Raw genomic sequence first — 26732 nt, 5'->3', positions numbered from 1 at the left:
AGCGGCCCCCGCTCTCCAGGAGGACCTCCGTGAACGTCGATCTCGCCCTGAGGGGCACCGCGGTGCTCGAGACGGGCGTCGTGCCCGATGCGACCGTGCTCGTCGCCGACGCCGAGATCGTCTGGGCGGGTCCCACCGCCCTCGCCCCGGGCCACGAGGCCGCGCGCGCCGAGCGATGGGACGGGGTGATCCTGCCGGGGCTCGTCGACCTCCACTGCCACGGCGGCGGCGGGGTGTCCTTCCCCGACTGCGCCGACGTCGACGAGGCGCGCCGCGGGGCCCGCGAGCATCTCCTGCACGGCACGACCTCCCTGGTCGCCTCCCTCGTGACCGCCTCCCCCGAGGAGCTGCGCGCGCGCACCACGGTGCTCGCCGAGCTCGTGCGCTCGGGGGACCTCGCCGCGATCCACCTCGAGGGACCGTTCATCTCCCCCGCCCGCAAGGGCGCCCAGAACCCCGCGCACATCGCCGCGGGGGACGCCGACCTGGTGACCGAGCTGTGCACGATCGCCGGCGGCGCGCTCGCGACCATGACCGTCGCGCCCGAGGCGGAGGGCGCGGACGCGGTGATCGACGCGCTCGCCCGCGGCGGCGCCGTGCCGTCGCTCGGGCACACCGACGCGACCGCGGAGCAGATGGAGCACGGGATCGCCCGCGCGCTCGCGGCGCTGCGCACGAGCGGCTCGCGCTCGGCCCTGCCGACCGCGACCCACCTGTTCAACGGCATGCGCCCGATCCATCACCGCGACCCGGGCCCCGCCCTCGCGTGCCTCGACGCCGCGGCGCGCGGCGAGATGGTCGTCGAGCTGATCGGCGACGGCGTGCACCTGGCCCCCGACACCGTGCGCTACGTCATGGACATCGCGGGCACCGACCACGTCGTGCTCGTGACCGACGCGATGGCCGCCGCCGGCATGCCCGATGGGCGCTACACGCTCGGCGCGCTCGACGTGACCGTCGAGGGGGCCGTCGCGACCCTCACCGAGGGCGGCGCGATCGCGGGCGGCACCGCGCACCTGCTCGACGTCGTGCGGCTGTGCGTCGAGCAGGCCGGGATCGATCTCGCCGTCGCGGTGCGGGCCGCCTCCGCGGTGCCCGCCCGCGTGCTGGGCCTGTCCGACCGGATCGGGGCGCTCGCGGCCGGCCGGCGCGCCGACGTCCTGCTCGCGACGTCCGACCTGCACGCGGGCCGCGTGCTGCGTGGGGGCGTCGAGGTCGCCTGAGGGGCGAGGCCCCGCCTCAGTCGGCGCCCGTGATGACGTAGCCCGCGGGTGCCGCCTCGAGCCAGGCCAGCAGGCCGGCCGAGGAGGACCGGGCCATGAGCATCCTGCGGGTCCGGCCGTCGGTCAGGAGCAGGTCGAGCACGACGTAGGCGTCCGCTCCCCCGGCGCCCGGCACGACGGGGCCGCGGTCGATGTCGGCGATCTCGTCGCGCCGGATCGTCACCTCGGGCCGCAGGCCGAGCGAGAAGGCCCGGTACCAGCGCAGCCGGTCGGTGCGGTAGCGCATGAGGCCGAGCTGCCAGCCTTCACGGCCCGTGATCGCCCGACGCCACAGCGTGCACTCGAAGGAGCCCTGGCGGCGGGAGACGAGGAACTGCCGGGCGAGGTAGACGAGGGCGAGCAGGACGACGAACGTCCCGACCACCACCAGGGTGATCGGGACGTTCAGGTGCATCTGCGTCGCCTCGGTCCGGGTCGCTCAGCGTCCGGCCGGCTCGGAGGCCAGCACCTCGTCGACGCCGATCGTGACGATGTCCTCGTCCATCGACATGAATCCTCCCGCGACCGGGAAGACGTCGACGCTGCCGTCCTCGCCGATGACGCGGATGTCCCCGCTGCCGAGCGTCGCGAGCGTGGGCTGCATGCGGGGCAGGATGCCGAGCGAGCCGTCGGACGCCGGCACCACGACCTGGGCGGCCCGCCCGCTCCAGATCGTGCGGTCCGGCGTCACGAAGGTGACCTCGAGGGTGCTCACTTCTCCAGGCCCTTCTGGATGCGGTCCCAGTTGGCGAGCACCATGTCAATCCCGCCGACGTTGAAGAACGCCTGCTCGGCGATGTGGTCGAACTCGCCGTCGCAGATGCCCTTGAAGCCCTCGATGGTGTCGCGCAGCGCGACGTCCGAGCCGTCGACGCCCGTGAACTGCTTGGCCATGTGGGTGTTCTGCGACAGGAACTGCTGCAGGCGACGGGCGCGGGCGACGATGACCTTGTCCTCCTCGGACAGCTCGTCGACGCCGAGCATCGCGATGATGTCCTGCAGCTCCTTGTTGCGCTGGAGGATCTGCTTGACGCGGACCGCGACGTCGTAGTGCTCCTGGCCGACGTAGGTCGGGTCGAGGATGCGCGAGGACGAGGCGAGCGGATCGATCGCGGGGTACAGGCCGCGCGAGGCGATCTCGCGGGAGAGCTCGGTCGTCGCGTCGAGGTGGGCGAACGTCGTGGCCGGCGCCGGATCGGTGTAGTCGTCGGCGGGCACGTAGATCGCCTGCATCGAGGTGATCGAGTGGCCGCGGGTCGAGGTGATGCGCTCCTGGAGCACGCCCATCTCGTCGGCGAGGTTGGGCTGGTAGCCCACGGCCGAGGGCATGCGGCCCAGCAGCGTCGACACCTCGGAGCCCGCCTGGGTGAAGCGGAAGATGTTGTCGATGAACAGCAGCACGTCCTGGTTCTGGACGTCGCGGAAGTACTCGGCCATGGTGAGGGCCGAGAGCGCGACGCGCAGGCGGGTGCCCGGCGGCTCGTCCATCTGGCCGAAGACGAGGGCCGTCTTCTCGATGACGCCCGATTCGGTCATCTCCTCGATCAGGTCCCAGCCCTCACGGGTGCGCTCGCCCACGCCGGCGAACACGGAGACGCCGTCGTGGTTGTTGGCCACGCGGTAGATCATCTCCTGGATGAGCACCGTCTTGCCCACGCCGGCGCCGCCGAACAGGCCGATCTTGCCGCCCTGGACGTACGGGGTCAGCAGGTCGATCGACTTGATGCCGGTCTCGAACATCTGGGTCTTCGACTCGAGCTGGTCGAAGTTGGGGGCCTTGCGGTGGATCGGCCAGCGCTCGGACACCTGCAGGGTCTCGCCCTCGGCGAGGTTGAGCACGTTGCCGACGGTGTCGAACACGTGGCCCAGGGTCGCGTCGCCGACGGGCACGGAGATGGCCTCGCCGAGGTCGGTCACGGCCTGGCCGCGCACGAGGCCGTCGGTCGGCTTGAGCGCGATCGCGCGGATCATGCCGTCGCCGAGGTGCTGGGCGACCTCGAGGTACAGGGTGAAGGGCTCCTCGCCCTCGCTCTCGCCCGAGAGGTCGATGCGGGCGGTCAGCGCGTTGTTGAGGGCCGGGATCCGTCCCGGGGGGAACTCGACGTCGACGACGGCGCCGGTCACGCGGGCGACGCGGCCGGTCGCGGCGTCGGGAGAGGTGGTCTCCCCGGGGGCGATGGCGGTGATGCTCATGGGTGCTCTTCCTTCAAGGGTCGTGCCGGTCGCGGTCTGTGCCCGATCGCGTCCGGGAGGTCTCAGCGGTCTTTGCGGCCCGAACCGGCCAGCGCGTCGGCGCCGCCCACGATCTCCGTGATCTCCTGGGTGATCTCGGCCTGTCGTGCGGCGTTGGCGAGGCGGGTGAACTTGGTGATCTGGGAGTCGGCGTTGTCCGTGGCGGTCTTCATGGCGCGCTGGCGGGCGGCGTGCTCCGAGGCCATCGACTGCAGCAGGATGTTGATGATGCGCGCCTCGATGTACCGCGGCACGAGCTCGTCGAGCACCGACTCGGCGTCCGGGATGAAGTCGTACAGCGGGTACGTCAGACCCGACGTGTCCTCGGCGTCCACGACGGCGAGCGGCACCAGGCGGGCCACGCGGGCCTGCTGCTGGAACCGGCTCAGGAAGCGGGTGCCCACGACGAACAGCTCGTCGAGCCGGTCGTCGCCCTCGGACAGCAGCTTGGCGTTGAGCACGTCCGCGATCTCCCGCCCCAGCTCCGGGATGTCCTCCTCGCGGTAGGGCGTCCACGACTGCGCGGCCGACCGGTTGCGGAAGCGGAAGTACGAGTCGCCCTTGCGGCCGACCACGTAGAGCTCCGGGGTCTTGCCCTCGTCCCGCAGCGTGTTGGCCAGGCGCTCGGCCTCGCGGATCGCGTTGGGCGAGTACGAGCCGGCCATGCCGCGGTCGGCCGTGATGAGCAGGATGCCCGCGCGGCCGGCCCCGTGGACGCGCTCGGCGTCCAGGTAGGGGTGCTCCGCGTCGCGGCTGTGCGTGGCCACCGCGCCGATGGCGCGGGTGATGGCGTCGGCGTACGGCGTGGTCGCCTGCACCCGGGCATGGGCCTTGGCGATGCGCGCGGCGGCGATCATCTCCTGGGCCTTGAAGATCTTCTGCATGCCCTGGGCGGAGCGGATCCGCTTCTTGTACTCCCTCTGCTGCGCTCCCATGTCTCTCCCTCGTTCGTGACGATCGGTGGTCGGGGGCGACCTGTCGGGGCCGCCCGGCTCCGATCAGCCGCGGACGATGTTCTCCTGGTCGATGTTCGCCGACTCGATCCGGCCGTTCTCGTCGTTGACGGCGGCGCCCTGGCCCTTGCCGGCGAGGTAGTCGCGCTTGACGTCGGCGAGGATGCGGCTGAGCTCCTCCTCGGTCTCCGTCTCGAACTTGCCGGTCTCGCGGATCGTCGCGAGCACGCTGCCGTTGTGGCGCAGGTGCTCGAGCAGCACGGACTCGAAGTCGCGCACGTCCTCGACCTCGACGTCGTCGAGCTTGCCGGTGGTGCCGGCCCAGATCGAGACGACCTGCTCCTCGACGGGGTACGGCGTGGACTGCGACTGCTTGAGCAGTTCCATGAGGCGCGCGCCGCGGGACAGCTGCTGGCGCGAGGCCGCGTCGAGGTCCGAGGCGAACATCGCGAAAGACTCGAGGTCGCGGTACTGGGCCAGCGAGATCTTGAGCGTGCCCGAGACCGACTTCATGGCCTTGATCTGGGCGCTACCGCCCACGCGCGAGACCGACACGCCCACGTCGACGGCGGGGCGCTGGTCGGCGTTGAAGAGGTCCGACTGCAGGAAGCACTGACCGTCGGTGATCGAGATGACGTTGGTCGGGATGTAGGCCGAGATGTCGTTGGCCTTGGTCTCGATGATCGGCAGGCCCGTCATCGAGCCGCCGCCCATCGCGTCCGACAGCTTCGCGCAGCGCTCGAGCAGGCGGGAGTGCAGGTAGAAGACGTCGCCCGGGTAGGCCTCGCGGCCCGGCGGGCGGCGCAGCAGGAGGGACACGGCGCGGTACGCCTCGGCCTGCTTGGACAGGTCGTCGAACACGATCAGGACGTGCTTGCCCTCGTACATCCAGTGCTGGCCGATGGCCGAGCCGGTGTAGGGGGCGATGTACTTGAAGCCGGCCGGGTCGGAGGCCGGGGCCGCGACGATGGTCGTGTACTCGAGCGCGCCCGAGGCCTCGAGGGTCGCGCGCACCGAGGCGATCGTCGAGCCCTTCTGGCCGACGGCCACGTAGATGCAGCGGACCTGCTTCGCGGGGTCGCCGCTGTCCCAGTTGGCCTTCTGGTTCAGGATCGCGTCGAGCGCGATCGTGGTCTTGCCGGTCTGGCGGTCGCCGATGATGAGCTGGCGCTGGCCGCGGCCGATCGGGATCATCGCGTCGATCGCCTTGAGGCCGGTCTGCAGCGGCTCCTTGACGCTCTTGCGCTGCATGACCGTCGGGGCCTGCAGCTCGAGAGCGCGGCGCCCGGTGGTCTCGATCTCGCCGAGGCCGTCGATCGGGGCGCCGGTCGGGTCGACCACGCGGCCGAGGTAGCCCTCGCCGACGGGCACGGAGAGGACCTCGCCCGTGCGACGGACCTCCTGGCCCTCCTCGATCCCGGAGAACTCGCCGAGGACGACGACGCCGACCTCGCGCAGGTCCAGGTTCAGGGCGAGACCCAGGGTGCCGTCCTCGAAGCGGACCAGCTCGTTGGCCATGATGTTGGGCAGGCCCTCGACGCGGGCGATGCCGTCGGCCGCCTCGGAGACGCGTCCGACCTCCTCGCGGTCCGGGGTGCCGGCCTGGTAGGTGGACACCGCGGTGTCCAGGGCGTGCCGGATGTCGTCCGGGGAAATGGTGAGCTCGGCCATCGCGCTGCTTCGCTTCCTATCGGTGGGCCCGGCGCTGCCGGGGAGGGGTGTGGGTGCTGAGGGGGCGCCGCGGCGGCGCCGTCACGAGGCCAGGCGCTCGCGCGCCTGACCGAGCCGTGCGAGCACGGTCGCGTCGTAGAGGTCGTCGCCGACCTGGATCCGCAGGCCGCCGACCACGTCCGGCGTGATCTCGAAGTTCATCTGGACGCTGCGCCCGTAGATCCGGTCGAGGATCGTGCCGAGACGCTGCTGCTGGACGTCGGTGAGCGCGCGGGCGCTCGAGACGATCGCGAGCAGGCGGCGCCGGCGCTCGGAGGCGTACTGGGCCAGCTCGAGCACGCGGCGAGCGGGCTTGGCCTCGCTGCGACGCCCCACGGCCTGGGCCACGAGCTGGACGGTGAGCGCGTCGACCCGACCGTCGAGCACCCGATGCACGATCGCCTCGCGCTCGCCGGAGCGATCACGGGCGTCGTCGAAGGCCTCCGAGAGCGCCGGGGACTGGTCGATCAGGCGCGAGACCTGGAACAGCTCCTCCTCGACGGCGCCGAGGCGACCCTCCTGATCGGCCCGGGTGAGCAGGGCGGTCACGCCCACGCGCTCGAGCGCGTCGAGGATGTCCTCCTGCTCGGACCAGCGGTGCGCGACGACGTCGAGCACGACGGCGAGGGCGGTCCGGCCGACCTGCCCCGTGAAGAGGTCGCGGGCCGCGGCCTGCTTGACCTCGGCGGGTCGCCCGCCGTCGCTGAGCAGACGCACCAGCTGATTGCTGGAGTCGATCACCCGGGCAGCGGAGAACAGCTCATCGGCCGTCTGCTCCAGGGGGACGTCGGGGGAACGGAAGCTCGTCTCCGCGCCGTCGACGACCTCGCGCAGAGAGGCTGCTGAGGTTCCTCGCATCGGTCAGTGCTCCTTCGTGCAGTTCTCGGTCAGCGGGTCGCGGTCGCGGACGACTCGAGGTCGGCCAGGAAGCGGTCGATCACGCGGGAGGATCGCTCGTCGTCGGTGAGGGACTCGCCCACGATCTTCGAGGCCAGGTCGCTCGCCAGGGAGCCGACCTCGCCGCGCAGCTGCGTGGACGCGGTCTGGCGCTCGGCCGCGAGCTGCTGGCGACCCGAGGCGAGCACGCGCTCGGACTCGGCCTCGGCGCGCGCCTTGGCCTCCTCGACGATGCGGGCGCCGTCCTGGCGGGCCTTCTCGCGGATCCCGGCGGCCTCCTGACGGGCGGCGGCGAGCTCCTGCTCCTGGTCCGCGCGCATCCGGTCGGCCTCCTCCTGGACCTGCTCGGCCTTGGCCAGGCCGCCCTCGATCTTCTCGGCCCGCTCCTCGAGCACGGCGTTGAGCCGCGGGAGGACGAACTTCATGAAGACGACGGCGAAGATGACCAGGAAGATCAGGGTCCAGACGATGTCCGGGACCTGGGGGATCAGCAGCTGATACCCCGGCACTGTTTCTTCAGCCAGATACATGGGGGATGCCTCAGAAGAGGAAGCCGGTGACGATCGCCAGCAGCGTCAGGATCTCGGTGAAGGCGATGCCGATGAACATGGTGGTCTGCAGCTGGCTGCGCAGCTCGGGCTGACGCGCCATCGACTCGGCGGTCTTGCCGACGATGATGCCGATGCCGATGCCGGGGCCGATCGCGGCGAGGCCGTAGCCGATCGATGCGACGTTGCCGGAGAGCTCAGCGAGAATCGTGCTGTCCACAGGGTTTCCTTTCGTTGTGCCGACCTTGTGGGCGACAGGGGTGGTGCGTGGTGGGGAGGGAGATCAGTGCTCGTCCGCGGTGGCCATCTGGATGTAGACCGCCGAGAGCATCGTGAAGATGAAGGCCTGCAGGGCCGCCACGAAGATCTCGAAGCCGTAGATCCCGATGGCCAGGGCGCCCGACAGGGGCGAGATCGCGATCAGCCAGGAGCCCGAGAAGAGCAGGGCCTGGGTCATGCCGATGAAGACGAGCATCATGATGTGGCCCGCGACCATGTTGGCCAGCAGTCGGATCGTGAGCGATCCCCAGCGGATCAGCACGACCTGCAGGAACTCGATCGGCACGAGCAGGATGTAGATGGGCCACGGCACGCCGGGGGGCATCGTCTCGTGCTTGAGGTAGCCGCCGAAGCCGTGCTTCTTGACCCCGAAGTACACGTAGGTCACGAAGGTCCACAGGGCCAGCATGAGCGGCATCCCGATCACCGAGGTGCCCGCGAGGTTGAGCCCGGGGATCACGCCCGCGAGGTTCATCGCGAGGATGAGGAAGAACATCGTGATCAGCATGGGCGCGTAGCGGCGTCCCTCGCGCAGGCCGAGCGTGTTCTTGATGATCGTGTTGTCGACGAAGTCCATGAGGAGCTCGACCACCGACTGCGCCTTGCCCGGCACGAGGCGGGCGCGCGAGGCGATGATGCACATCACGATGAGCACGACGGCCACGATGATGAGGCGGACCAGCTGCACGCGGTTGAACTCGAACGGGGTCCCCGCGAACAGGAACGGGTCCGGGAAGAACTCCTTGAGCGTGGGCGTGTGGTCGAGGAAGGAGTTCCCTTCAGCGAGGAGGACGGTCGCGTCGTCGGCGGTGTTCAGCTCGATCTCCCATGGTCGTCGGTCTCGCGCTCGGGGCGCGGCTCCGGCAGGTGGTCTCCGGTGGACCCGCGAACAGCGGATCCCGCAGCACCGGCGGCCGTGGCCGCCGACTCCGGCTCCACCGGCCGCGGCGCCGGATGGGGATCCGGCCTCCGCGTGCGGTTCCCGTCATGGAGCAGGGGGAACCGGAAGGAGGAGCTGAGGGGTACGGCACGGGCGCGACCCCGAGAACCCGCCTGACGACGTGTCGTCCGACCTGTCCTGGAACGAGGCTGCCAGCGTGCTACGTGCGCGTTCAGCATAGCAGAGAGCATGGCTTCCCCGCCGTCGCGGCGCTCAGCGCCGGCCGCCCGGATCGCCCGGATCGCGGACCTCGAGACGGGGCCGCGTCCGGGTCATCATGACGGCCTCGATCACGGCCGGGGCGACCGCCCCGATGAGCAGCGCGACCCCCAGCCACGGACGCGCGATGCCGGCGACGTCCTGGATGGCCAGGAGCACCACGATCAGCACGATCATCTTGACCAGCCACGCGCCCAGCACGATCCCGGCCATCGCCGCGGGGCCCTGCCGCACGCCCACCCGGGCGCTCACGAGGGTGGGCAGGGTGATCACGAGCGCGAGCGCGCTGCCGATGAGGGCGCCGGCCAGCGCGCCGTCGCCGCCGAGCAGGAGCGCGGCGAGCAGGAGCAGCAGGTCCAGCACGATCCCGGCGAGCACGGCGCCGCGCAGCGCGCGCAGCAGATGCCGGTCGTTCGCCGCGGCCACCTGCTCGCTGTGCGCCCGCACGGCGCCGAGGTCCTCCTCGGCGCCGTCGCGGGGGCTCTCAGGAATGCGTGAGCTCATCGGTCTCCTCGTGTCGGTCGCGCCGGCCGCGGCGCAGGTTCAGGGGGTCGAAGGTCAGGACGAGCGCGATCAGGATGCCGAGGACCCAGAACGCGATCACGGCGCGGGCGGGGGCGATCACCGGCAGGATGAGCCCCGCGCACACGACGACGGACCACGTGTACATGATCCAGACGGCGCCGGCCTTGGTGTGGCCGAGCCCCAGCAGGCGGTGGTGCAGGTGCATCGCGTCGGCCTGGAAGGGGCTGCGGCCCGAGCCGACGCGGCGGATGACCGCGAGCGCGAAGTCGAGGAAGGGGATGAACATGACCCCGATCGGCAGCAGGATCGGCAGGAACTGCGCGAACAGGTCGGCGCCGCTCATGCGGGCCGTGTCGATCTGCCCGGTCACCGTGATCGAGGACGCGGCCAGCAGCAGGCCCAGCAGCATCGAGCCGCTGTCCCCCATGAAGATGCGGGCCCGGGTGAGGTTGTGCGGGAGGAAGCCGAGGCAGATGCCGATCAGGATCGCCGTGATGAGCGCCGCGAGGGAGGAGTAGTCGGTCGTGCTCACGGTGCGCGTGAGCATGTAGGCGTACACGAAGAAGGCGCTCCCCCCGATCGCCATCACGCCCGCGGCGAGGCCGTCGAGCCCGTCCACGAAGTTGACGGCGTTCATCGAGACCAGCACCACGAGCACGGTCAGGATGAGCAGGGTGGTCGGCGAGAGCAGCGTGCGCCCGCCGATCGGGAGCGACGTGAACTGCACGCCCTGCCACGCCAGGACGAAGGCGGCGAGCGCCTGGCCGGCGAGCTTGGTGACCCAGTCGAGGTCCCACTTGTCGTCGGCCGCGCCCACGAGGCACACGAGCGTCGCGGAGACGACGATGGCCCAGGCCTGGTCGCTCTCGTCGAACAGGCCCGCGAGGAAGGGGATGCGGCGGGCGATCAGCATGGCCGCGAGCACGCCCGCGAGCATGGCCACGCCGCCCAGGCGCGGGGTCACGGTGTCGTGCACGTCCCTCGAACGCACTGCTGTCATGGCTCCGGCGCGGCGTGCGAGGAGCCGCGCCGCCGGGGTGCACAGGAAGGTCACCGCGGCCGCGATCAGCAGGACGAAGAGGTAGATCCTCACCCGGCGCGGCCCTCGGTGCCCTCGGCATCGGTCTCCCGGGGCAGGTCCAGCACGGGTGCGGGCGGGGCGTCCGCGGGCTCGGCCTCCGCCGGCTCGTCCGGGGACGCGGCCTCGGCGGGAGTCGCGTCGGGGGCGTCGGCGGCCACGTCCTGGCCGGTCTCCGCCGTGGCGGCGCCCTCGGCGGCGCTCTCGGCGGCGTCGGCGGCGCCCTCGGCGGCGTCGGGCTCCTCGGGCTGCGCGGCGGTGAAGATGTCGCCGACGGCGGCGACGATCTCCTCGCGCGTGAGGGCTCCCTCGCGCACGATCTCGGCGGGCTCGACGGTCGTGTCGATGATCGTCGAGGAGGTGCCGATGCGGGCGGTGCCGCCGTCGAGGTAGACCTCGACGCTGTCGCCGAGCTGGGTCGCGGCGTCGAGCACCGTGAGGGCCGCGTCCTTGCCGTGACGGTTGGCGCTCGAGACGGCGAGCGGGCCGGTGCGGCGCAGCAGCTCGAGCGCGACCTCCTCGTCCGGCATGCGCAGGGCGACGGTGCCGCGGGTCTCCCCCAGGTCCCAGCCCAGCGTGGGCTGGGCCGTGAGGATCAGGGTGAGGGCGCCGGGCCAGAACTCCTCGGCGAGGCGCTCGGCGTACTCGGGCACGTCGACGGCGAGCGCCATCAGCACGGCCGGGTCGCCCACGAGCACGGGCGGCGGCACGTCGCGCCCGCGCCCCTTGGCGTCGAGCAGGGCCTGCACGGCCTCGGGCTGGAAAGCATCGGCGCCGATCCCGTAGACGGTGTCGGTGGGCAGGACGATCAGCTTGCCGGCGCGGACCGCGTCGAGGGCGGCCGTCAGGGCCGCGTCGCGGGTCTCGTCGTTCTTCGTGTCATGGACGCTCACCGGCTCAGTTTCTCACTTCCGCGGCCGTGCTTCGCGGCACGGGCCGTCGGCGGGCCACGAGGAACCGGTCACGCCCGGCCAGGTCGCGCACCGTGCGCACGTCCTCGAAGGCGCCGTGACCCTCGGCGAGGGCGCGCGCGGCGGCGCCCTGGGAGTCGGCGTGCTCCATGACGAACAGGCCCCCCGAGGCGAGCATCTCGGCGGCGCGCGCGATCACCGCGCGCGGCACCTCGAGGCCGTCCGCTCCCCCGCCGTAGAGGGCCGCGGCCGGGTCCCACGCCGTGACCTCGATCTCGCGGGGCACGGCGTCGGGCGGGATGTAGGGCGGGTTCGAGAGCACGGCGTCGATGTCGCGCAGATCGGCGAGGGCGGCCGGATCGGTCACGTCGGCGCGGCGCACGGTCGCCTTCCCGGGCGCTCCCGGACGGGCGGCGGCCGCCAGGTTCTCGGCCGCGAGCTCCGCGGCGGCCCCGTCGAGCTCGACGGCGACCACGTCGACGCGGGGCAGCTCGTCGACGACCGCCACCGCGAGGGCGCCGCTTCCCGTGCACAGGTCGACCACGCGCCGCACGCGGCAGCGGGCGGCATGGGCCAGGAGCACGTCGATGGCGACCTCGGTCTCGGGGCGCGGGATGAACACGCCCGGGCGCACGCGCAGCTCCCGGTGGCGGAAGGGCGCGGTGCCGAGGATGAGCTGGAGGGGCTCGCGCCGTTCGCGACGCGCGGTGAGCGCCTCGAGCTCGGCCTCGAAGTCCTCGGGCAGCTCGTCGAGCAGGACGAGCGGGCCGCTCGTGCGCGCGGCGCGGGAGAGCAGGGCGCGCGCGTCGACGCTCGCCGAGACGATCCCGGCGCCCGCGAGACGCCCGGTCGTGGTCGCGAGGGCCGTGCGCAGGCGGAGACGAACGGCGCCCTCGCCCGTGGCGGTCATCCGCGCTCCTGCGCGCTCGCGAGCATCGCGGCGCGATCGGCGTCCTGGGCGCTGCGGATCACGGGGCCGAGGTCGCCGGCGAGCACCTGGTCGAGGTTGTTGGCCTTGTAGCCCGTGCGGTGGTCGGCGATCCGGTTCTCGGGGAAGTTGTAGGTGCGGATGCGCTCGGAGCGGTCGACGGTGCGCACCTGGGAGCGCCGGGCGGCGGAGGCCTCGGCGTCCTGGGCGGCGTGCAGCGCCTCGAGCAGGCGCGAGCGCAGGATCCGCAGGGCGGACTCCTTGTTCTGCAGCTGGCTCTTCTCGTTCTGGCACGACACCACGATGCCGGTGGGCAGGTGGGTGATGCGCACGGCCGAGTCGGTCGTGTTGACGCTCTGCCCGCCGGGCCCCGAGGAGCGGAACACGTCGATGCGGAGGTTGGCGGGGGCCATCTGGTCGGCGAGCAGCTCGGCCTCGTCGGTCTCGTCGGCCTCGGGCATGACGAGCACTCCCACCGCGGAGGTGTGGATCCGGCCTTGGGACTCGGTGACCGGGACCCGCTGCACGCGGTGCACCCCGCCCTCGTACTTCAGGTGCGCCCAGACCCCGTCGGCGGGAGCGGGGCTGCCCGCGGCACGGATCGAGACGGTCGCGTCCTTGAAGCCCCCCAGATCGCTGTCCGAGGACGTGATGACCTCGGTGGTCCAGCCCTGGGCGGTCGCGTACTGCCGGTACATGCGCACGAGGTCGGCGGCGAACAGGGCCGACTCCTCGCCGCCCGCGCCGGCCTTGACCTCGAGGATCACATCCCGGGCGTCGTCGGCGTCGCGCGGGGCGAGCAGCTCCTCGAGCTCCTCGGTGAGCTCGGCGCAGCGGGCCTCGAGCGCCTCGGCCTCCCCGGCCAGCTCGGGATCCTCGGCACCCAGCTCGCGCGCCGCGCCCAGGTCCTGCTGCGCGGCGTCGAGCTCGCGGACGAGACGCACGATCGGCGCGAGCTCGGCGTAGCGGCGTCCCACCCGGCGTGCGGCCGCGGCGTCGGCGTGCAGGGCCGGATCGGCCATCCGCCGTTCGAGCTCGGCGTGCTCGCGCACGAGCGCGTCGAGACCCTCCATGGCCCGCAGCTCCTCTGTCCTCGGTGGCCGGATGCGACGACGCCGGCGGCCCCTGGGCGGGACCGCCGGCGTCGTGGCGAATGCTTACTTGGCGGCGTTCTTCTTGCCGTAGCGCGCCTCGAAGCGGGCGACGCGGCCACCGGTGTCGAGGATCTTCTGCTTGCCCGTGTAGAACGGGTGGCAGGCCGAGCAGACCTCGGTGCTGATCTTGCCGTCGGACTTCGTGCTGCGGGTCGTGAAGGTGTTGCCACAGGTGCAGGTGACCGTGGTCTCCACGTACTCCGGATGGATGCCGCTCTTCATGTCTCTCTCCTTCTCACAGTCGCTGGGTCGGCGCCCGGCGGGCGTCGTGAACCAGAACCGGCGTCAAGTGTGCCACGGGGCCCGATGCGGGGCGCCCACGACTCGGGCAAAGTGACCAACGTCCTGCCCCGCGACGGTATTCCCGCGCGTCAGCTGGGGCCGGGGGTGTTCTTCTGGACCGACAGCAGGAACTCGGTGTTGGACTGCGTCTTCTTGATCCGCTCGAGCAGGAGCTCGATCGCCTGCTGCTGCTCGAGGGTGCCGAGCACGCGGCGCAGCTTCCACATGACCTGGACCTCGTCGGGGGCCATGAGCTGCTCCTCGCGGCGGGTGCTCGACGCGTTGACGTCGACGGCCGGGAAGATGCGGCGCTCGGACAGCGTGCGCGACAGGCGCAGCTCCATGTTGCCGGTGCCCTTGAACTCCTGGAAGATCACCTCGTCCATCGTCGAGCCGGTCTCGATGAGGGCCGTCGCGAGGATCGTGAGCGAGCCGCCGTGCTCGATGTTGCGGGCGGCGCCGAAGAACCGCTTGGGCGGGTAGAGCGCGGAGGCGTCGACGCCGCCGGACAGGATGCGGCCCGAGGCGGGCGTGGCCAGGTTGTAGGCGCGCGCGAGGCGGGTGATCGAGTCGAGCAGCACGACCACGTCCTTGCCCATCTCGACGAGGCGCTTGGCGCGCTCGATCGCGAGCTCGGCAACGATCGTGTGGTCCGAGGCGGGACGGTCGAAGGTCGAGGCGATGACCTCGCCCTTGACGGTCCGCTGCATGTCCGTGACCTCCTCGGGGCGCTCGTCGACGAGCACGACCATGAGGTGGACCTCGGGGTTGTTGGTGGTGATCGCGTTGGCGATCTGCTGCATGATGATCGTCTTGCCGGCCTTGGGCGGCGCGACGATGAGGCCGCGCTGTCCCTTGCCGATCGGCGAGACCAGGTCGATGACGCGCGGGGTGATCGCGGTGGGGGCGGTCTCCAGACGCAGACGCTCGTCCGGGAACAGCGGCGTGAGCTTGGTGAAGTCCACGCGGTTGCGGGCCCGCTCGGGGGTCATGCCGTTGACGGTGTCGACCGCGACGAGCGGCGCGAACTTCGAGGCGTTGTTGCGGTTGTTGCGCCGCTGGCGGGCCGACATGTTCTGCGGCTCGAGCACCTGGTCCTCGCCGCCCTTGGGCGCCTTGGCCTGGCCGGTGATCGCGTCGCCCTTGCGCAGCCCGTACTTGCGCACCTGGTTGACGCTCACGAACACGTCGCTCGGGGCGGGCAGGTAGCCGGTCGTGCGCACGTAGGCGTTGTTGTCGCGGATGTCGAGGATGCCGGCGACCGCGACCAGCTCCTCGCCGTCGCGGGCCTCGGTCTCCGGCTCGGTGTCGGGACGCTGGCCGGCGTTGTCCTGGCCACCCTGTCCGCCCTGGCCGCCGTTGCGGTTGCGGCGCTTGCGGTCGCGCGAGCGGTTGCGGCTGCGGCGGTTGCGGCGATCGTCGCCGTCCTCGCCGTCGCGGTCGTCGCGGCGGTTCTCGGAGCGGTCGCCCCGGTCCTGCTGGCGGTCGCCGCGGTCCTGGCGGTCCTCGCGGGAGGAACGGTCGCCGCCCGAGCGCGCGCCGTCCTCGTGGTCCTCGCGGGAGCGGTCGGGCAGGGCGATGTCCTCGACGCGGCGGGGGCGATCGCGGCGCTCGTCGCGGTCCTGGCGGTCGGCGCGGTCCTGGCGGTCGGCGCGGTTCTCGCGATGCTGACGGTCGGAGCGCTCGGGGCGACGGTCCTCGGTCGAGGTCGCGTGCTGCTCGGCGTCCGCGGGACGCGAGGCGGAGCCCGCGTCCTCGGCGCGCACGTCGAGCGCGCCCTGGCGGCGCTGCTCGCCCACCTCGCGGCGGGGCTCGTCGGCGCGGGGGGCGGCGGTCGCGTCCTCGCGGATCGCCGCGGGCACGGAGGCGCCGCCGGTGCGGATCGCCTCGACGAGCTCGCCCTTGCGCAGTCGGCGAGCGCCCTTGATGCCGAGCTGGGCCGCCATGGCCTGCAGCTCGGGAAGCTTCTTGGAGGAGAGCGAGGCGGTGTCGCTCGCGGTGGTGGTGTCGGTCACCGGTGTCCTTCCTGTCGGGCCGGACGGCCCTGAGGTGGCAGAAGAATGCGTGCCCTGCGGCCGCGACGCGGCATGGCGGCGGGGAGCGGCAGGAACGTGCACAGTCATGTTCGGGATCGTCCGGACGGTCCGGGGCGCATGCGCATCGGGGCCGGGAGCCGGGCGGCGAGATGATCGTGGAGGTGCCCGGCGCTGCCCGTGGTGGTCGCGGCGCGGAGCGGGCCGTGTCACCGCACCGTGGCCGAACCGGATCCCCGGTGGGCGGCCTCCTGGCGATCACGGAGGATGGTGAGCACCTCGACGGGCGCCTCCTCGGCGGGCTGCGGGGCAGGACCGCGGGCGAGGACGACCAGATCGTGATCGTGGTGGTGCTGGGATGCGCCGGAGCGCGGGCTCACCTTAGCACAGGCGAGCGCCGCGCCGGTCCAGGCCGACACGGGCCGAACGCCACGCGGAGGGATCGGAGACCACGCGGCGCACGAGCGGCGCGAGCTCGGCGTCGCCCCCCGCCATCACGAGCACCGACGGCCCCGCGCCCGAGATGGTCGCCGGGTAGCCCTCCTGGCGCAGCACGCGCATGAGCTCGACGCTCTCGGGCATGCCGGGGGCGCGCTGGGTCTGGTGCAGGCGCTCCTCCGTCGCCTCCATCAGGAGCGAGGGGTCGCGCGTGAGGGCGTGCACGAGGAGCGCGGCGCGCCCCGCCGTGAAGGCGGCGTCGGCATGAGGCACGGTCTCGGGCAGCAGGCCCCGCGCGGTGCGGGTGGACAGCTCGCGCGCGGGCAGCAGGACGACCGGGTCGAGCACGGTGTCCTCGGGCACGTCGAGGGTGGCCGAACGGGCGCGGCCGTCCTCGGTCCAGGAGACCGTGACACCGCCCAGCAGCGCCGGGGCCGCGTTGTCGGGATGGCCCTCCATCGCGGTCGCCAGGTCGAGCACGGCGCGGTCGTCGAGGGCCTCGGGCGCGGCGACGAGACCGCGGGCCAGCAGCAACCCCGCGACCGTCGCGGCGGCGCTCGAGCCGAGGCCGCGGCCGTGGGGGATCCGGTTCGTGCAGCGCATGCGCACCCCCGGCTGCGGGGCGCCGGCGTGGTCGAGGCCCACGCGCAGGGCGCGCAGCACGAGATGGGACTCGTCGGTCGGCACGCTCCCGGCGCCCTCCCCCGTCACCTCGACCTCCGAGGACCCGGCGACGGCCTCGAGCTCGACGGTGTCGGCGAGGCCGAGGGCCATGCCCATCGCGTCGAAGCCCGGGCCGAGGTTGGCGCTCGTGGCGGGGACCTCGACGCGCACGGCGGTGCGGACGATCCTCACGGTCAGGCCAGACCGAGCGCCTCGGCGGCGGCGTTGACGTCGGCGTCGATCAGGGTGGGGGTCACGTCGCGCTGGGAGAGCGCGGTGTCGATGTCCTTGAGCCCGTTGCCGGTGACGGTGATCGCGATGGTCGCGCCGGCGGGCACGCGGCCCCGCTCGGCCTGCTGGAGCAGCCCGGCGACGCCCGCGGCCGACGCGGGCTCGACGAAGATGCCGACCTCGGAGGCCAGCAGCGCCTGCGCGTCGAGGATCTGCTGGTCGCTCACGGCGTCGATCAGGCCGCCCGAGTCGTCGCGTGCGGCGACGGCCAGATCCCACGAGGCGGGCGCGCCGATGCGGATGGCGGTCGCGACCGTCTCGGGGTCGGGGATCGGGCGCCCGAGCACGAACGGGGCGGCGCCCGCCGCCTGGAAGCCCCACATGGCCGGGCGCGAGGAGGTGATGCCGCGCTCGGCGTACTCGCGGTAGCCCATCCAGTACGCGGAGATGTTGCCCGCGTTGCCGACGGGGAGGATGTGGATGTCGGGTGCCGCGCCGAGCGCGTCGCACACCTCGAAGGCCGCCGTCTTCTGGCCGTGCAGGCGGTACGGGTTGACGGAGTTGACGAGCTCGACGGGGAAGGCGGCGTCGAGCTTGCGGGCGATCTCGAGGCAGTCGTCGAAGTTGCCGTCGACCGCGATCAGCTGGGCGCCGTGCACGATCGCCTGTGCGAGCTTGCCGGAGGCGATCTTGCCCTGCGGCAGGAGCACCGCGCACCCGATCCCGGCGCGCGTCGCGTACGCGGCGGCCGAGGCGCTCGTATTGCCGGTCGACGCGCACACGACGGTCTGCGCGCCGTCGCTCACCGCGCGGGACATGGCGCTGACCATGCCGCGGTCCTTGAACGAGCCGGTCGGGTTCATGCCCTCGACCTTGATGTGGACGTCGGCGCCCACCCGCTCGCCGAGCGCGGGGGCATGCACGAGCGGCGTGCCGCCCTCGCCGAGGGTGAGCAGGGTGTCCGAGTCCTCGAACGGGAGGAACTCGCGGTACTCGGCGATCACGCCGCGCCACTGGTGTGCCATGGGGTCATTCTCCTTCGACGCGCAGCACGGAGTCGATCGCGACCACGGCGGCGGTGGTGGACAGGTCGTCGAGAGCCGTCGACATCGCCGACTCCGCGGCGGTGTGGGTGACGATCCCGATGCGGGCGCGCACGTCGCGCCCCGCGACGCCCCCCGCCTCCGGGGAGGCGCCGATCGGCTCCTGATGGATCGTCGCGATCGAGATGCCGTGCGAGGACAGGATGCCCGCGACGGCGGCGAGCACGCCCGGCTGGTCGTCGACGGTCAGGGCGACGTAGAAGCCGTTGCGCAGCTCGTCGATCGGGGCGATGGGCAGGCTCGCGTAGTTCGACTCCCCCGGGCCCTTGCCGCCGTGCACGCGCTGGCGTGCGACCGAGACGAGGTCGCCGAGCACGGCCGAGGCGGTCGGCGAGCCGCCCGCGCCCTGCCCGTAGAACATGAGCGAGCCCGCGGCGTCGGCCTGCACGAACACGGCGTTGTAGGCCTCGGAGACGGAGGCCAGCGGGTGCGTGGCCGGGATCATGGCGGGGTACACGCGGGCCGAGATCCGCTCGCCCAGGTCCTCGTCGTCGATCCGCTCGACGATCGAGAGCAGCTTGATGACGCTGCCCAGGCGCCGGGCGGCCGCGATGTCGTCGGCGGTGATCGAGGTGATGCCCTCGCAGTGCACGTCCTGCAGGCCCACCCGGGTGTGGAAGGCGAGCGAGGCCAGGATCGAGGCCTTCGCGGCGGCGTCGAGGCCCTCGACGTCGGCCGTGGGGTCGGCCTCGGCGTAGCCGAGCCGCTGGGCGCTCGCGAGCGCCTCGTCGAACTCGGCGCCCGTGCGGGTCATCGCGTCGAGGATGTAGTTGGTGGTGCCGTTGACGATCCCGAGCACCCGCTGGATGCGGTCGCCCGCGAGGGACTCGCGGATCGGGCGCACGAGCGGGATCGCGCCGGCGACGGCGGCCTCGAAGTGCAGGTCGACGCCCGCGGCGTCGGCCGCCTCGTACAGCTCGGCGCCGTCCTGCGCCAGGAGCGCCTTGTTGGCGGTCACGACGCTCGCCCCGCCGGCCATCGCCTCGAGCAGGAGGGTGCGGGCGGGCTCGATGCCGCCCATCAGCTCGACCACGAGATCGGCCTCGCGCACGAGGGCGTGCGGATCCTCGGTCAGCAGGGCGGGGTCGACGTGGTCGCCGCGGTCCTTGGTGCGGTCGCGCACGCTGATGCCGATCACCTGCAGCCGGGCGCCGACGCGGTGGGCCAGGTCGTCGCGCTGCTGCTCGAGCAGACGCAGCACCTCGGTGCCGACCGTGCCGGCGCCGAGCACCGCGACGCGCAGCGGGGTCACGGCGGGATCGTCGAGAGGGCTCATGTGCTCAGGTGTTCCTTAGATCGAAGGGGTGCCGAGGTCGTGCACGCTGCGGCGAATCTATCGGAGGGGCCGGGCTCGGCGCGCGCGGGACGACGGCAGATGACGCGACGGCCGGCCGCCGTCCGGGTCAGCCGACGTCGAGGGCGAGCAGGTCGTCCTCGGTCTCGCGGCGGACGAGCGGCAGGATGCGTCCGTCCCGCACAGCGACGACGGCCGGGCGCGGCACGTGGTTGTAGTTCGAGGCGAGCGAGTAGCAGTACGCGCCCGTCACCGGGACCGACACGAGGTCGCCGCGGTGCACGTCGGCGGGCAGGTACTCGTCCTTGACCACGATGTCGCCGCTCTCGCAGTGTTTGCCGACGACGCGCACCACCGCGGGCTCGGCGTCCGAGACGCGGCCGGACAGCAGGCACGAGTAGTCGGCGTCGTACAGCGCGGTGCGGATGTTGTCGCTCATGCCGCCGTCGACCGAGACGTACAGACGGTGGTGGGGACCGCCCAGGCGCACGTCCTTGACGGTGCCGACCGCGTACAGGGTCTGCGTGGACGGGCCCGCGATCGCACGGCCGGGCTCGAAGGCCAGGCGCGGCACCTCGAGGTCGAGCTCGTGGCACTCCTTCTCCACGATCGTCGCGATGCCGGCCGCGAGCGCCTCGGGCGTCGAGGGCGTGTGCTGGCTGTTGTACATGACGCCGAAGCCGCCGCCGAGGTCGAGGTGGGCGATCGTGTGGCCGAGCTCGTCGCGCACCTGGGCGACCAGCTCGAGCACGCGGCGGGCCGCGACCTCGAAGCCGCCCACGTCGAAGATCTGGGAGCCGATGTGGGAATGCAGGCCCACGAGCTCGAGCGCGTCGGAGGCGGCGAGCACGCGACGCACCGACTCGAGGGCGTCGCCCGCGCTGAGCGAGATGCCGAACTTCTGGTCCTCGTGCGCGGTCGCGATGAACTCGTGGGTGTGGGCCTCGACGCCCGTCGTGATGCGCAGCATGACGGGGGCGCGCACGCCGAGCTCTCGCGCGTGGGCGGCGACCTGCTCGATCTCGGGCAGCGAGTCGATCACGAGACGCCCCACGCCGACCTCGAGGGCGCGGCGGATCTCGGCGTCGGACTTGTTGTTGCCGTGCAGGGCCAGGCGCTCGGGCGGGAAGCCGGCCCGCAGGGCCACGGCGAGCTCTCCCCCGGTGCACACGTCCATGCCGAGGCCGTCCTCCTCGACCCAGCGGGCCACGCCCGTGCACAGGAAGGACTTGCCGGCGTAGTAGACGTCGGCCCCCGCGAAGGGGGCGAAGGCGCCGCAGAAGGCGTCGCGGAAGCGGCGGGCGCGGGCCCGGAAGTCCTCCTCGTCGACGATGAGGGCGGGCGTGCCGACCTCCTCGGCGATCCGGTGCACGTCGACACCGCCGACCTCGAGCGCGCCGTCGCCGGCGCGCTGCGTCGTCGCGGACCACAGGCCGGGCAGCAGGGCGTTGACGTCGGCGGGGTACGGGAGCCAGCTCGGGCTCGCGTCGTTGCCGTGGAGTGCTCCGGCCTCGTGGGCGCGCATCGGGGTGCTCCTTGCGGTGGTGAGGACGACTCGGGGACGGCGCCGGACGGGCCGCGGAGGGGCCCCGCGCACAGGTCGAAGGGCCCGGGCAAGCCTATGCGGCGCGTCGCGCGGCGGCCCGTCGACGTCCAGCAACCGGGCGGTCGGCGGCGCGGATGTGACCAGTGCCGCTTGATAGCCTCGAAGCGCCCGCGCCCGCCGAGGAAGGAAGCCCCCATGCCTGCTCATGATCTGGTCGTCGTCGCCAACCGTCTCCCCGTCGACGCGCACCTGCGCGAGGACGGCTCCGTGGAGTGGGAGCCGAGCCCCGGCGGCCTCGTGACCGCGATGGAGTCGGTCATGCGCAACGTCGACTCCGGCGCGTGGGTCGGATGGGCCGGCTCCCCCGGCGAGGCGCCCGATCCGTTCGAGGCCGACGGCATGCAGCTGTACCCGGTGATGCTCTCGGCCGAGGACGTGGCCCGCTACTACGAGGGCTTCTCCAACGCGACGCTGTGGCCGCTCTACCACGACGTGATCGCCGACCCGGAGTTCCACCGCACGTGGTGGGACGCCTACCGCGAGGTCAACGAGCGGTTCGCGAAGGCGGCCGCCGCGGTCGCCGCACCGGGCGCGACCGTGTGGGTCCACGACTACCAGCTCCAGCTCGTGCCCTCGCTCCTGCGCGACGCGCGCCCCGACCTGCGGATCGGCTTTTTCGACCACATCCCGTTCCCGCCCTTCGAGCTGTTCGCCCAGCTCCCCAAGCGCAACCAGGTGCTGCGGGGCCTGCTGGGGGCCGACCTGATCGGCTTCCAGCGCGAGCGCGACGCCCTGAACTTCCTCACGAGCGTGCGCCAGCTGCTCGGGTACACCCACCACCAGCACGAGATCACGGTCCCCGGCATCGGCTCGGCACCGGCCCGCGTGGTCACCGCCAAGGCCTTCCCCATCTCGATCGACTCGCACGCGGTGGGCGAGATGGCCGAGGACCCGGAGATCCAGGAGGCCGCCCGCACCCTGCGCCACGAGCTGGGCGACCCCCGCAAGGTCGTCGTCGGCGTCGACCGCCTGGACTACACCAAGGGCATCCGGCACCGGCTCAAGGCGTGGGGCGAGCTGCTCAACGACGGCGCCATCGACCCCGACGAGGTGCTCATGGTGCAGGTCGCGACGCCGTCGCGCGAGCGGGTCGACGCCTACCGGCAGCTGCGCGACGAGGTCGAGCTGACCGTCGGGCGCATCAACGGCGACTTCGCGTCGATCGGGCGGCCGGCCATCTCCTACCTGCACCGCTCCCTCGACCGGCGCGCGATGACGGCGCTCTACCAGGCGGCCGACGTGGTGCTCGTGACAGCCCTGCGCGACGGCATGAACCTCGTCGCCAAGGAGTACGTGGCCTCGCGGCCCGACGAGCTGGGCGTGCTCGTGCTCTCGGAGTTCGCCGGGGCCGCCGACGAGCTGCGGGCCGCGATCCTCGTCAACCCGCACGACATCGACGAGCTCAAGACCGCGATCCTGCGCGCCCTCGCGATGCCCGAGGAGGAGCAGCGGGCGGCGATGCAGTCGCTGCGCCGCCAGGTCCTCGACAACGACGTCCAGGGGTGGGCGCACGCCTTCCTCGGCGAGCTCGAGTCCGCTGGACGCGCCCAGGACGTGCCCACGGGTCCGACCGTGCGCCTGACGGGGGACGCGGGGCCGTCCCGCGAGGAGCTCACCTCGGCCCTCTCCGAGTTCGCGCGGACCCCGCGCATCCTCGTGGCGAGCGACTTCGACGGGGTGCTCGCCCCGATCGTGGCCGACCGCGACGCGGTCCAGCCCGACCCGACCGCGCTCGGCGCCCTGCGCGAGCTCGCCGAGCTGCCGGGCGTGAACGTCGCCCTCGTCTCGGGCCGCACGCTCACCGACCTCGACCACCACACCCAGATGCCCAGCTCGGTGGTGCTCGTGGGCAGTCACGGCGCGCAGGTGGGCGCGCTCCCGCCGGACATGGACGCGGGCACGCTCGACGGGGCGGGCACGCAGATGGACGACGAGCGCGAGCGCCTGCTCGAGTCGATCACCGCGACGCTGCGGCGCATCGCGACCCAGCACCCCGGCGCCGAGGTCGAGGTCAAGCCCTCGGCCGCGGTGCTGCACACCCGCAAGGCCAAGGGGCGCTATGCGGCCAACGCGACCGAGGTGGCGCTCGAGTACGCGCGCACCCTGCCCGATGTGAAGATCACGCCCGGCAAGGAGGTCGTCGAGTTCTCGGTGGTCGACTCCTCGAAGGGCTCGGCCATCCAGACCCTCGCCCGCGCCTGCGCGGCCGACGCGTGGGTGTACCTGGGCGACGACGTCACGGACGAGTCGGTGTTCGAGGAGATCGGCGACAACGATCTCGGCATCAAGGTCGGCACAGGCGATACCGCGGCGACCTTCCGCATCGGCGGCCCCGAGGACGTCGCCGGCGTGCTCGAGGAGCTGCTCGCCCTGCGCCGCGGCTGAGGCGGCGGGGACGGCCCGCACAGATGTGACGGTGAGAGCCGCAGCCCTGCGATTTTCGAGGGGTGCGGCTCTCTCCGTCACATCTGTGCAGCGGCGGTCCGCAACCACCCCGGGAACGGAGAACCGGCCGCCATCGCGACCCGTCGGAAAAGCGCCGGCCGGCAATCCGCTTGCTGCTCTGCACCGGTGACAGCCATCTCGCGGCTCGATATCGCCGCCATTGTTCCCTGCTTCAACGAAGAAGCGACGGTGGCGAAGGTCGTGACCGACCTCAAGGGCGCCTTCGACTCCATCGCGGTGTACGTGTACGACAACAACTCGACCGATGCCACCCGGGAACGGGCCCGGGCCGCCGGGGCGATCGTGCGCACGGAGGTCCTCCAGGGCAAGGGGAACGTGGTGCGCCGTGCCTTCGCCGACGTCGAGGCGGATGTGTACATCCTGATCGACGGCGACGACACCTACGACGTGGCCTCCGCGCCCGCGATGGTGGCCGCGCTGCTGGACGGGCCCTACGACCACGTGCTCGGCTGTCGTGTCGATGATCCCGAACGCACGGCCTATCGCAACGGCCACGCACAGGGAAACCGGGTCTTCAACCGCATCGTCTCCCTGCTCTTCGGCCAGAGGGTCAACGACATTCTCTCGGGTTATCGGGCTCTTCAGAGTTGAGTGTGGGGTGAGGCGTCGAGACCGCCGGTGATGAGGAGCATGCGGAGTCGGTAGTGCTCGAAGTTGCGGAACCCTCTGGCGATGCGGCGGCCGAGTTCGATGATCCCGTTGACGGCCTCTGTCCCGCCGTTGCTCGCGCCGTCGGTGTCGAAGTAGGCCAGGAACGCGGTCTTCCAGCGGCGTAGCGTCTTCCCGAGCCGCGCGATCTCGGGGATCGGGCACGATGGCAGCTTCTCGATAAGCTGCTCGGCCAGTCGACGACCCCGGGCGGGTGTGGGCTGGTGGAACACGTCTCGGAGGTCCTGGACGCAGTGGTAGGCGACCTCGACCTCGATGTGAGCGGGATGGGCGTCGAAAGCGCTGGCCAGACGCACCTGTTGCCTGCTCGTCAAGCGTTCTCGGCCGGCGCGAAGGACGTTGCGGATCCCGTAGAGAGGATCACCCTTGCGGCCGCGGTGGCCGAGGGTCTCCTGCTGGATCCGGCGGCGGACGCCGTCGATCGCAGCCCCGCCGAGCTTCACGATGTGGAACGCATCCAGTACGCAGGTGGCATCCTCGAGGCGGTCATCGATCGCGTTCTTGTATCCCTGGAACGGATCCAGCGTCGCGATGTCGATACTTTGCCGGAACTCCTCGCCCCGCTCGTCGAGCCAGTTGCGATAGACCGTCCCGGATCGGCCCGGGACGAGATCGAGAAGCCTCGCGGTCGGGTGGGGGCCGCGCGTCAGATCGACCATCCCGGTGAGTTCCTTCGGACCACGCCGGCGAGGATCACGGTGATGCCAGACATGCTCGTCCACGCCCAGGACATGCACTCCTTCGAACCTGGACGGGTCCTCGGCGGCCAGGGTCAGGACGGGCTGGACCTGGGACCAGAGCGTGTTCCAGGTGGTGCCGAGCTGCCGGGCCAGGCCCTGGATCGTCGCTCCTTCACGGCGGAGCTGGCTGATCGCCCACCGAACCGCACGGATGCTCAACAGTCCCCGCGGTGCGCAGACCTCGGGATCCTGTTCGAGGAACGTCGCCACGGGACAGATGTCCTCGAGGCAGATCCAGCGGCGCTTCCGCCACCGGATCCGCACCGGCCTGCCGGCCCAGGGCGCATCGATCATCTCGACCATCACACGGCCGTGACCAGTCGCGATGACTCCACAGCCAGGGCAGCCCGTGACCGGATCGCAGGACTCCACCTCGAGCATCAGGCCTGAGGGAGCCTGCGAGACCGCGATCAGGTGAAGGCCGGGGAAGTCCAGGAGAAGATCGCATCTCCCACAGCGATCGAGCGCGTCAGGGCATACGCAACTATGGTTGTGCATCGTCGAGGTCCTTGGTGCGAGCAGAGGTAGAAGTCCGCTCATCATCCGGGACCTCGACGCCTACCACCAGCTACCCCGCACCACCGGCGCACCCACACTCAACTCTGAAGAGCCGGTTATCGCGTGTTCTCCCGACGTTTCGTGAAGTCGTTCCCCGCGCTGTCGCAGCGTTTCGAGATCGAGACCGAGCTGACCATCCATTCCCTCACCACGCGCGCACCCCAGATCGAGATGCCCGTGGGGTTCCGGTCCCGGCCCGACGGCAGCCTCTCGAAGCTCAGCACGATCGGCGACGGGCGGCGGATCATCGTCGCCATCTGCAAGCTCTTCGCCATGGAGAAGCCCCTCACGTTCTGGGGCGTGGCCTGCCTCCTCGCGCTCCTGGCCGGTCTCGTGTGCGGCGTCCCGGTCATCACGGACTAGCTGCAGACCGGCCTCGTGCAGCGCTTCCCCACCGCGTTCCTCGCCGCGAGCCTCATGGTGATCGCGTGCCTCATGGCGATGGCCGGGGTGATCCTCGCCGGGGGGGGGGAGTTCCTGGGGGCCTTCGCCCGCACGCTGGCGCGATGCCCGGGGCCGATGATGGCGGGATATCGCGACCAGACCGCGCAGCTGTGGCGGTGGGACACCGTGCCCGTGGGCAGCACCTCGCAGTCGTTCTTCCTCGAGCCGGTCTCGAACTTCCCCGCCGATCGCGAGGAGATCCAGCGCGATCTCGCCCGGCAGGGGGTCGTCAAGGACCCGCTGATCGGCGGGACCGTGGGCGCCCGCATGGAGCAGGCGTACCGGGCCGTGCTCGACCGCACGCCGGGCACGGGCACGTGGGTGTGGGCCCTCGTGCTGGTCACCCTCGCCTTCTGGTATCGCCGTCGCGCCGAGGTGATCGCCCTCGTCGCCCCGGCGCTGCTGCTGTGGGCCACGCTCATGGCGGCCGCCCCGATCGCCCTGCCGTTCCGCTACGTCGCCTACCTTCCGTGGATCCTCGCGATCGCGCTCGTGGTCCTGCTCTCGACCCGAGCCGGGCCGCAGGACGACATCGACACCGACACCGACACACCATGAGCCCGCCGGTC

The 26732-nt window shown here is 72.0% G+C and carries 27 protein-coding genes; 5 read left to right on the top strand and 22 right to left on the bottom strand.

The window, feature by feature from the left end; genetic code table 11:
* Positions 1 to 29: 29 nt before the first annotated feature.
* Positions 30 to 1223, top strand: a complete 1194-nt coding sequence (locus tag BRM3_RS10085) for an N-acetylglucosamine-6-phosphate deacetylase (RefSeq protein ID WP_263593194.1) — start codon at positions 30 to 32, stop codon at positions 1221 to 1223.
* A 16-nt stretch (positions 1224 to 1239) separates the two neighbouring features.
* On the opposite strand, the gene BRM3_RS10080 is transcribed toward BRM3_RS10085, so the two are convergent.
* From BRM3_RS10080 to lysA, 21 genes are all read right to left on the bottom strand, one after another.
* The gene (locus BRM3_RS10080; protein WP_263593193.1) at positions 1240 to 1677 is read right to left on the bottom strand and encodes a DUF2550 domain-containing protein; all 438 of its coding nucleotides are present in this window, start codon (positions 1675 to 1677) and stop codon (positions 1240 to 1242) included.
* A gap of 24 nt (positions 1678 to 1701) precedes the next feature.
* Positions 1702 to 1977 carry a F0F1 ATP synthase subunit epsilon gene (locus tag BRM3_RS10075; protein ID WP_263593192.1) on the bottom strand — a complete coding sequence of 92 codons (276 nt, stop codon included), beginning with the start codon at positions 1975 to 1977 and terminating at the stop codon, positions 1702 to 1704.
* Positions 1974 to 3455: a F0F1 ATP synthase subunit beta gene (gene atpD / locus BRM3_RS10070; RefSeq protein ID WP_263593191.1), complete on the bottom strand. Its 1482-nt coding sequence runs from the start codon at positions 3453 to 3455 to the stop codon at positions 1974 to 1976. The genes BRM3_RS10075 and atpD overlap by 4 nt, the downstream gene beginning before the upstream one ends.
* A 62-nt stretch (positions 3456 to 3517) precedes the next feature.
* Positions 3518 to 4429 (bottom strand): F0F1 ATP synthase subunit gamma, encoded by a 912-nt coding sequence (locus BRM3_RS10065; protein ID WP_263593190.1) that lies wholly within the window; start codon positions 4427 to 4429, stop codon positions 3518 to 3520.
* 63 nt (positions 4430 to 4492) lie between these two features.
* Positions 4493 to 6118, bottom strand: a complete 1626-nt coding sequence (atpA, locus tag BRM3_RS10060) for a F0F1 ATP synthase subunit alpha (RefSeq protein ID WP_263593189.1) — start codon at positions 6116 to 6118, stop codon at positions 4493 to 4495.
* An 81-nt stretch (positions 6119 to 6199) separates the two neighbouring features.
* A complete protein-coding gene (locus BRM3_RS10055) occupies positions 6200 to 7015 on the bottom strand; it encodes a F0F1 ATP synthase subunit delta (RefSeq protein WP_263593188.1) in 816 nt (271 codons plus the stop codon).
* Positions 7016 to 7044: 29 nt separating this feature from the next.
* Positions 7045 to 7584, bottom strand: coding sequence for a F0F1 ATP synthase subunit B (locus tag BRM3_RS10050; protein WP_263593187.1), 540 nt, complete (start codon positions 7582 to 7584; stop codon positions 7045 to 7047).
* A 10-nt stretch (positions 7585 to 7594) separates the two neighbouring features.
* The gene (atpE, locus tag BRM3_RS10045) at positions 7595 to 7822 is read right to left on the bottom strand and encodes a F0F1 ATP synthase subunit C (RefSeq protein WP_263593186.1); all 228 of its coding nucleotides are present in this window, start codon (positions 7820 to 7822) and stop codon (positions 7595 to 7597) included.
* Between the two features lie 63 nt (positions 7823 to 7885).
* Entirely contained in the window at positions 7886 to 8569 is a 684-nt protein-coding gene (atpB, locus tag BRM3_RS10040) for a F0F1 ATP synthase subunit A (protein WP_263593185.1), read from the bottom strand.
* 465 nt (positions 8570 to 9034) lie between these two features.
* Positions 9035 to 9544 carry a hypothetical protein gene (locus BRM3_RS10035; protein ID WP_263593184.1) on the bottom strand — a complete coding sequence of 170 codons (510 nt, stop codon included), beginning with the start codon at positions 9542 to 9544 and terminating at the stop codon, positions 9035 to 9037.
* Positions 9525 to 10658 (bottom strand): MraY family glycosyltransferase, encoded by a 1134-nt coding sequence (locus BRM3_RS10030; RefSeq protein WP_263593183.1) that lies wholly within the window; start codon positions 10656 to 10658, stop codon positions 9525 to 9527. The genes BRM3_RS10035 and BRM3_RS10030 overlap by 20 nt, the downstream gene beginning before the upstream one ends.
* The gene (locus tag BRM3_RS10025) at positions 10655 to 11536 is read right to left on the bottom strand and encodes an L-threonylcarbamoyladenylate synthase (protein WP_263593182.1); all 882 of its coding nucleotides are present in this window, start codon (positions 11534 to 11536) and stop codon (positions 10655 to 10657) included. The genes BRM3_RS10030 and BRM3_RS10025 overlap by 4 nt, the downstream gene beginning before the upstream one ends.
* A gap of 4 nt (positions 11537 to 11540) precedes the next feature.
* Positions 11541 to 12464, bottom strand: a complete 924-nt coding sequence (prmC, locus tag BRM3_RS10020) for a peptide chain release factor N(5)-glutamine methyltransferase (RefSeq protein WP_263593181.1) — start codon at positions 12462 to 12464, stop codon at positions 11541 to 11543.
* Positions 12461 to 13555, bottom strand: coding sequence for a peptide chain release factor 1 (prfA, locus tag BRM3_RS10015; RefSeq protein WP_263593180.1), 1095 nt, complete (start codon positions 13553 to 13555; stop codon positions 12461 to 12463). Before prfA ends, prmC begins: the two co-directional genes overlap by 4 nt.
* A gap of 84 nt (positions 13556 to 13639) precedes the next feature.
* A complete protein-coding gene (rpmE, locus tag BRM3_RS10010) occupies positions 13640 to 13858 on the bottom strand; it encodes a 50S ribosomal protein L31 (protein WP_263593179.1) in 219 nt (72 codons plus the stop codon).
* A 149-nt stretch (positions 13859 to 14007) separates the two neighbouring features.
* Positions 14008 to 15864: a transcription termination factor Rho gene (gene rho / locus BRM3_RS10005; RefSeq protein ID WP_449495109.1), complete on the bottom strand. Its 1857-nt coding sequence runs from the start codon at positions 15862 to 15864 to the stop codon at positions 14008 to 14010.
* Positions 15865 to 16160: 296 nt separating this feature from the next.
* Positions 16161 to 16331: a hypothetical protein gene (locus tag BRM3_RS10000; RefSeq protein ID WP_263593177.1), complete on the bottom strand. Its 171-nt coding sequence runs from the start codon at positions 16329 to 16331 to the stop codon at positions 16161 to 16163.
* A 1-nt stretch (position 16332) separates the two neighbouring features.
* Entirely contained in the window at positions 16333 to 17244 is a 912-nt protein-coding gene (gene thrB / locus BRM3_RS09995; RefSeq protein ID WP_263593176.1) for a homoserine kinase, read from the bottom strand.
* Between the two features lie 2 nt (positions 17245 to 17246).
* On the bottom strand, positions 17247 to 18308 hold the full coding sequence (gene thrC, locus BRM3_RS09990; protein ID WP_263593175.1) for a threonine synthase: 1062 nt from the start codon (positions 18306 to 18308) through the stop codon (positions 17247 to 17249).
* A gap of 4 nt (positions 18309 to 18312) precedes the next feature.
* The gene (locus BRM3_RS09985) at positions 18313 to 19662 is read right to left on the bottom strand and encodes a homoserine dehydrogenase (protein ID WP_263593174.1); all 1350 of its coding nucleotides are present in this window, start codon (positions 19660 to 19662) and stop codon (positions 18313 to 18315) included.
* A 127-nt stretch (positions 19663 to 19789) separates the two neighbouring features.
* Positions 19790 to 21205: a diaminopimelate decarboxylase gene (lysA, locus tag BRM3_RS09980; RefSeq protein WP_263593173.1), complete on the bottom strand. Its 1416-nt coding sequence runs from the start codon at positions 21203 to 21205 to the stop codon at positions 19790 to 19792.
* A gap of 216 nt (positions 21206 to 21421) precedes the next feature.
* Between lysA and BRM3_RS09975 the strand changes: the two genes are divergently transcribed.
* Positions 21422 to 23671 (top strand): bifunctional alpha,alpha-trehalose-phosphate synthase (UDP-forming)/trehalose-phosphatase, encoded by a 2250-nt coding sequence (locus tag BRM3_RS09975; protein ID WP_263593172.1) that lies wholly within the window; start codon positions 21422 to 21424, stop codon positions 23669 to 23671.
* A 186-nt stretch (positions 23672 to 23857) separates the two neighbouring features.
* The gene (locus tag BRM3_RS09970) at positions 23858 to 24343 is read left to right on the top strand and encodes a glycosyltransferase (RefSeq protein WP_263593171.1); all 486 of its coding nucleotides are present in this window, start codon (positions 23858 to 23860) and stop codon (positions 24341 to 24343) included.
* On the opposite strand, the gene BRM3_RS09965 is transcribed toward BRM3_RS09970, so the two are convergent.
* Positions 24334 to 25659, bottom strand: a complete 1326-nt coding sequence (locus BRM3_RS09965; protein WP_263595400.1) for an ISL3 family transposase — start codon at positions 25657 to 25659, stop codon at positions 24334 to 24336. The genes BRM3_RS09970 and BRM3_RS09965 overlap by 10 nt on opposite strands.
* Positions 25660 to 25782: 123 nt before the next feature.
* On the opposite strand from BRM3_RS09965, the gene BRM3_RS09960 reads away from it, so the two are divergent.
* Together BRM3_RS09960 and BRM3_RS09955 are read left to right on the top strand one after the other, a co-directional pair.
* Complete coding sequence (locus BRM3_RS09960) at positions 25783 to 26082, top strand: hypothetical protein (RefSeq protein WP_263593170.1); 300 nt, start codon at positions 25783 to 25785, stop codon at positions 26080 to 26082.
* 15 nt (positions 26083 to 26097) lie between these two features.
* Positions 26098 to 26721, top strand: a complete 624-nt coding sequence (locus tag BRM3_RS09955; protein ID WP_263593169.1) for a hypothetical protein — start codon at positions 26098 to 26100, stop codon at positions 26719 to 26721.
* Positions 26722 to 26732: the final 11 nt, after the last annotated feature.

The sequence above is a fragment of the Brachybacterium huguangmaarense genome (assembly GCF_025725725.1).
In the GTDB taxonomy this organism is placed as follows: domain Bacteria; phylum Actinomycetota; class Actinomycetes; order Actinomycetales; family Dermabacteraceae; genus Brachybacterium; species Brachybacterium huguangmaarense.
Note: the sequence above shows the minus strand (reverse complement) of the source record. Positions and strands in the feature narration are given on the sequence as shown.

Coding starts and splice junctions, on each gene's coding strand:
- BRM3_RS10080 (WP_263593193.1), bottom strand. CDS start 1,677: ATGCACCTGAACGTCCCGATCACCCTGGTGGTGGTCGGGACGTTCGTC.
- atpD (WP_263593191.1), bottom strand. CDS start 3,455: ATGAGCATCACCGCCATCGCCCCCGGGGAGACCACCTCTCCCGACGCC.
- BRM3_RS10065 (WP_263593190.1), bottom strand. CDS start 4,429: ATGGGAGCGCAGCAGAGGGAGTACAAGAAGCGGATCCGCTCCGCCCAG.
- atpA (WP_263593189.1), bottom strand. CDS start 6,118: ATGGCCGAGCTCACCATTTCCCCGGACGACATCCGGCACGCCCTGGAC.
- BRM3_RS10055 (WP_263593188.1), bottom strand. CDS start 7,015: ATGCGAGGAACCTCAGCAGCCTCTCTGCGCGAGGTCGTCGACGGCGCG.
- BRM3_RS10050 (WP_263593187.1), bottom strand. CDS start 7,584: ATGTATCTGGCTGAAGAAACAGTGCCGGGGTATCAGCTGCTGATCCCC.
- BRM3_RS10035 (WP_263593184.1), bottom strand. CDS start 9,544: ATGAGCTCACGCATTCCTGAGAGCCCCCGCGACGGCGCCGAGGAGGAC.
- prmC (WP_263593181.1), bottom strand. CDS start 12,464: ATGACCGCCACGGGCGAGGGCGCCGTTCGTCTCCGCCTGCGCACGGCC.
- prfA (WP_263593180.1), bottom strand. CDS start 13,555: ATGGAGGGTCTCGACGCGCTCGTGCGCGAGCACGCCGAGCTCGAACGG.
- rpmE (WP_263593179.1), bottom strand. CDS start 13,858: ATGAAGAGCGGCATCCATCCGGAGTACGTGGAGACCACGGTCACCTGC.
- rho (WP_449495109.1), bottom strand. CDS start 15,864: ATGGCGGCCCAGCTCGGCATCAAGGGCGCTCGCCGACTGCGCAAGGGC.
- thrC (WP_263593175.1), bottom strand. CDS start 18,308: ATGGCACACCAGTGGCGCGGCGTGATCGCCGAGTACCGCGAGTTCCTC.
- BRM3_RS09985 (WP_263593174.1), bottom strand. CDS start 19,662: ATGAGCCCTCTCGACGATCCCGCCGTGACCCCGCTGCGCGTCGCGGTG.
- lysA (WP_263593173.1), bottom strand. CDS start 21,205: ATGCGCGCCCACGAGGCCGGAGCACTCCACGGCAACGACGCGAGCCCG.
- BRM3_RS09975 (WP_263593172.1), top strand. CDS start 21,422: ATGCCTGCTCATGATCTGGTCGTCGTCGCCAACCGTCTCCCCGTCGAC.
- BRM3_RS09965 (WP_263595400.1), bottom strand. CDS start 25,659: ATGCACAACCATAGTTGCGTATGCCCTGACGCGCTCGATCGCTGTGGG.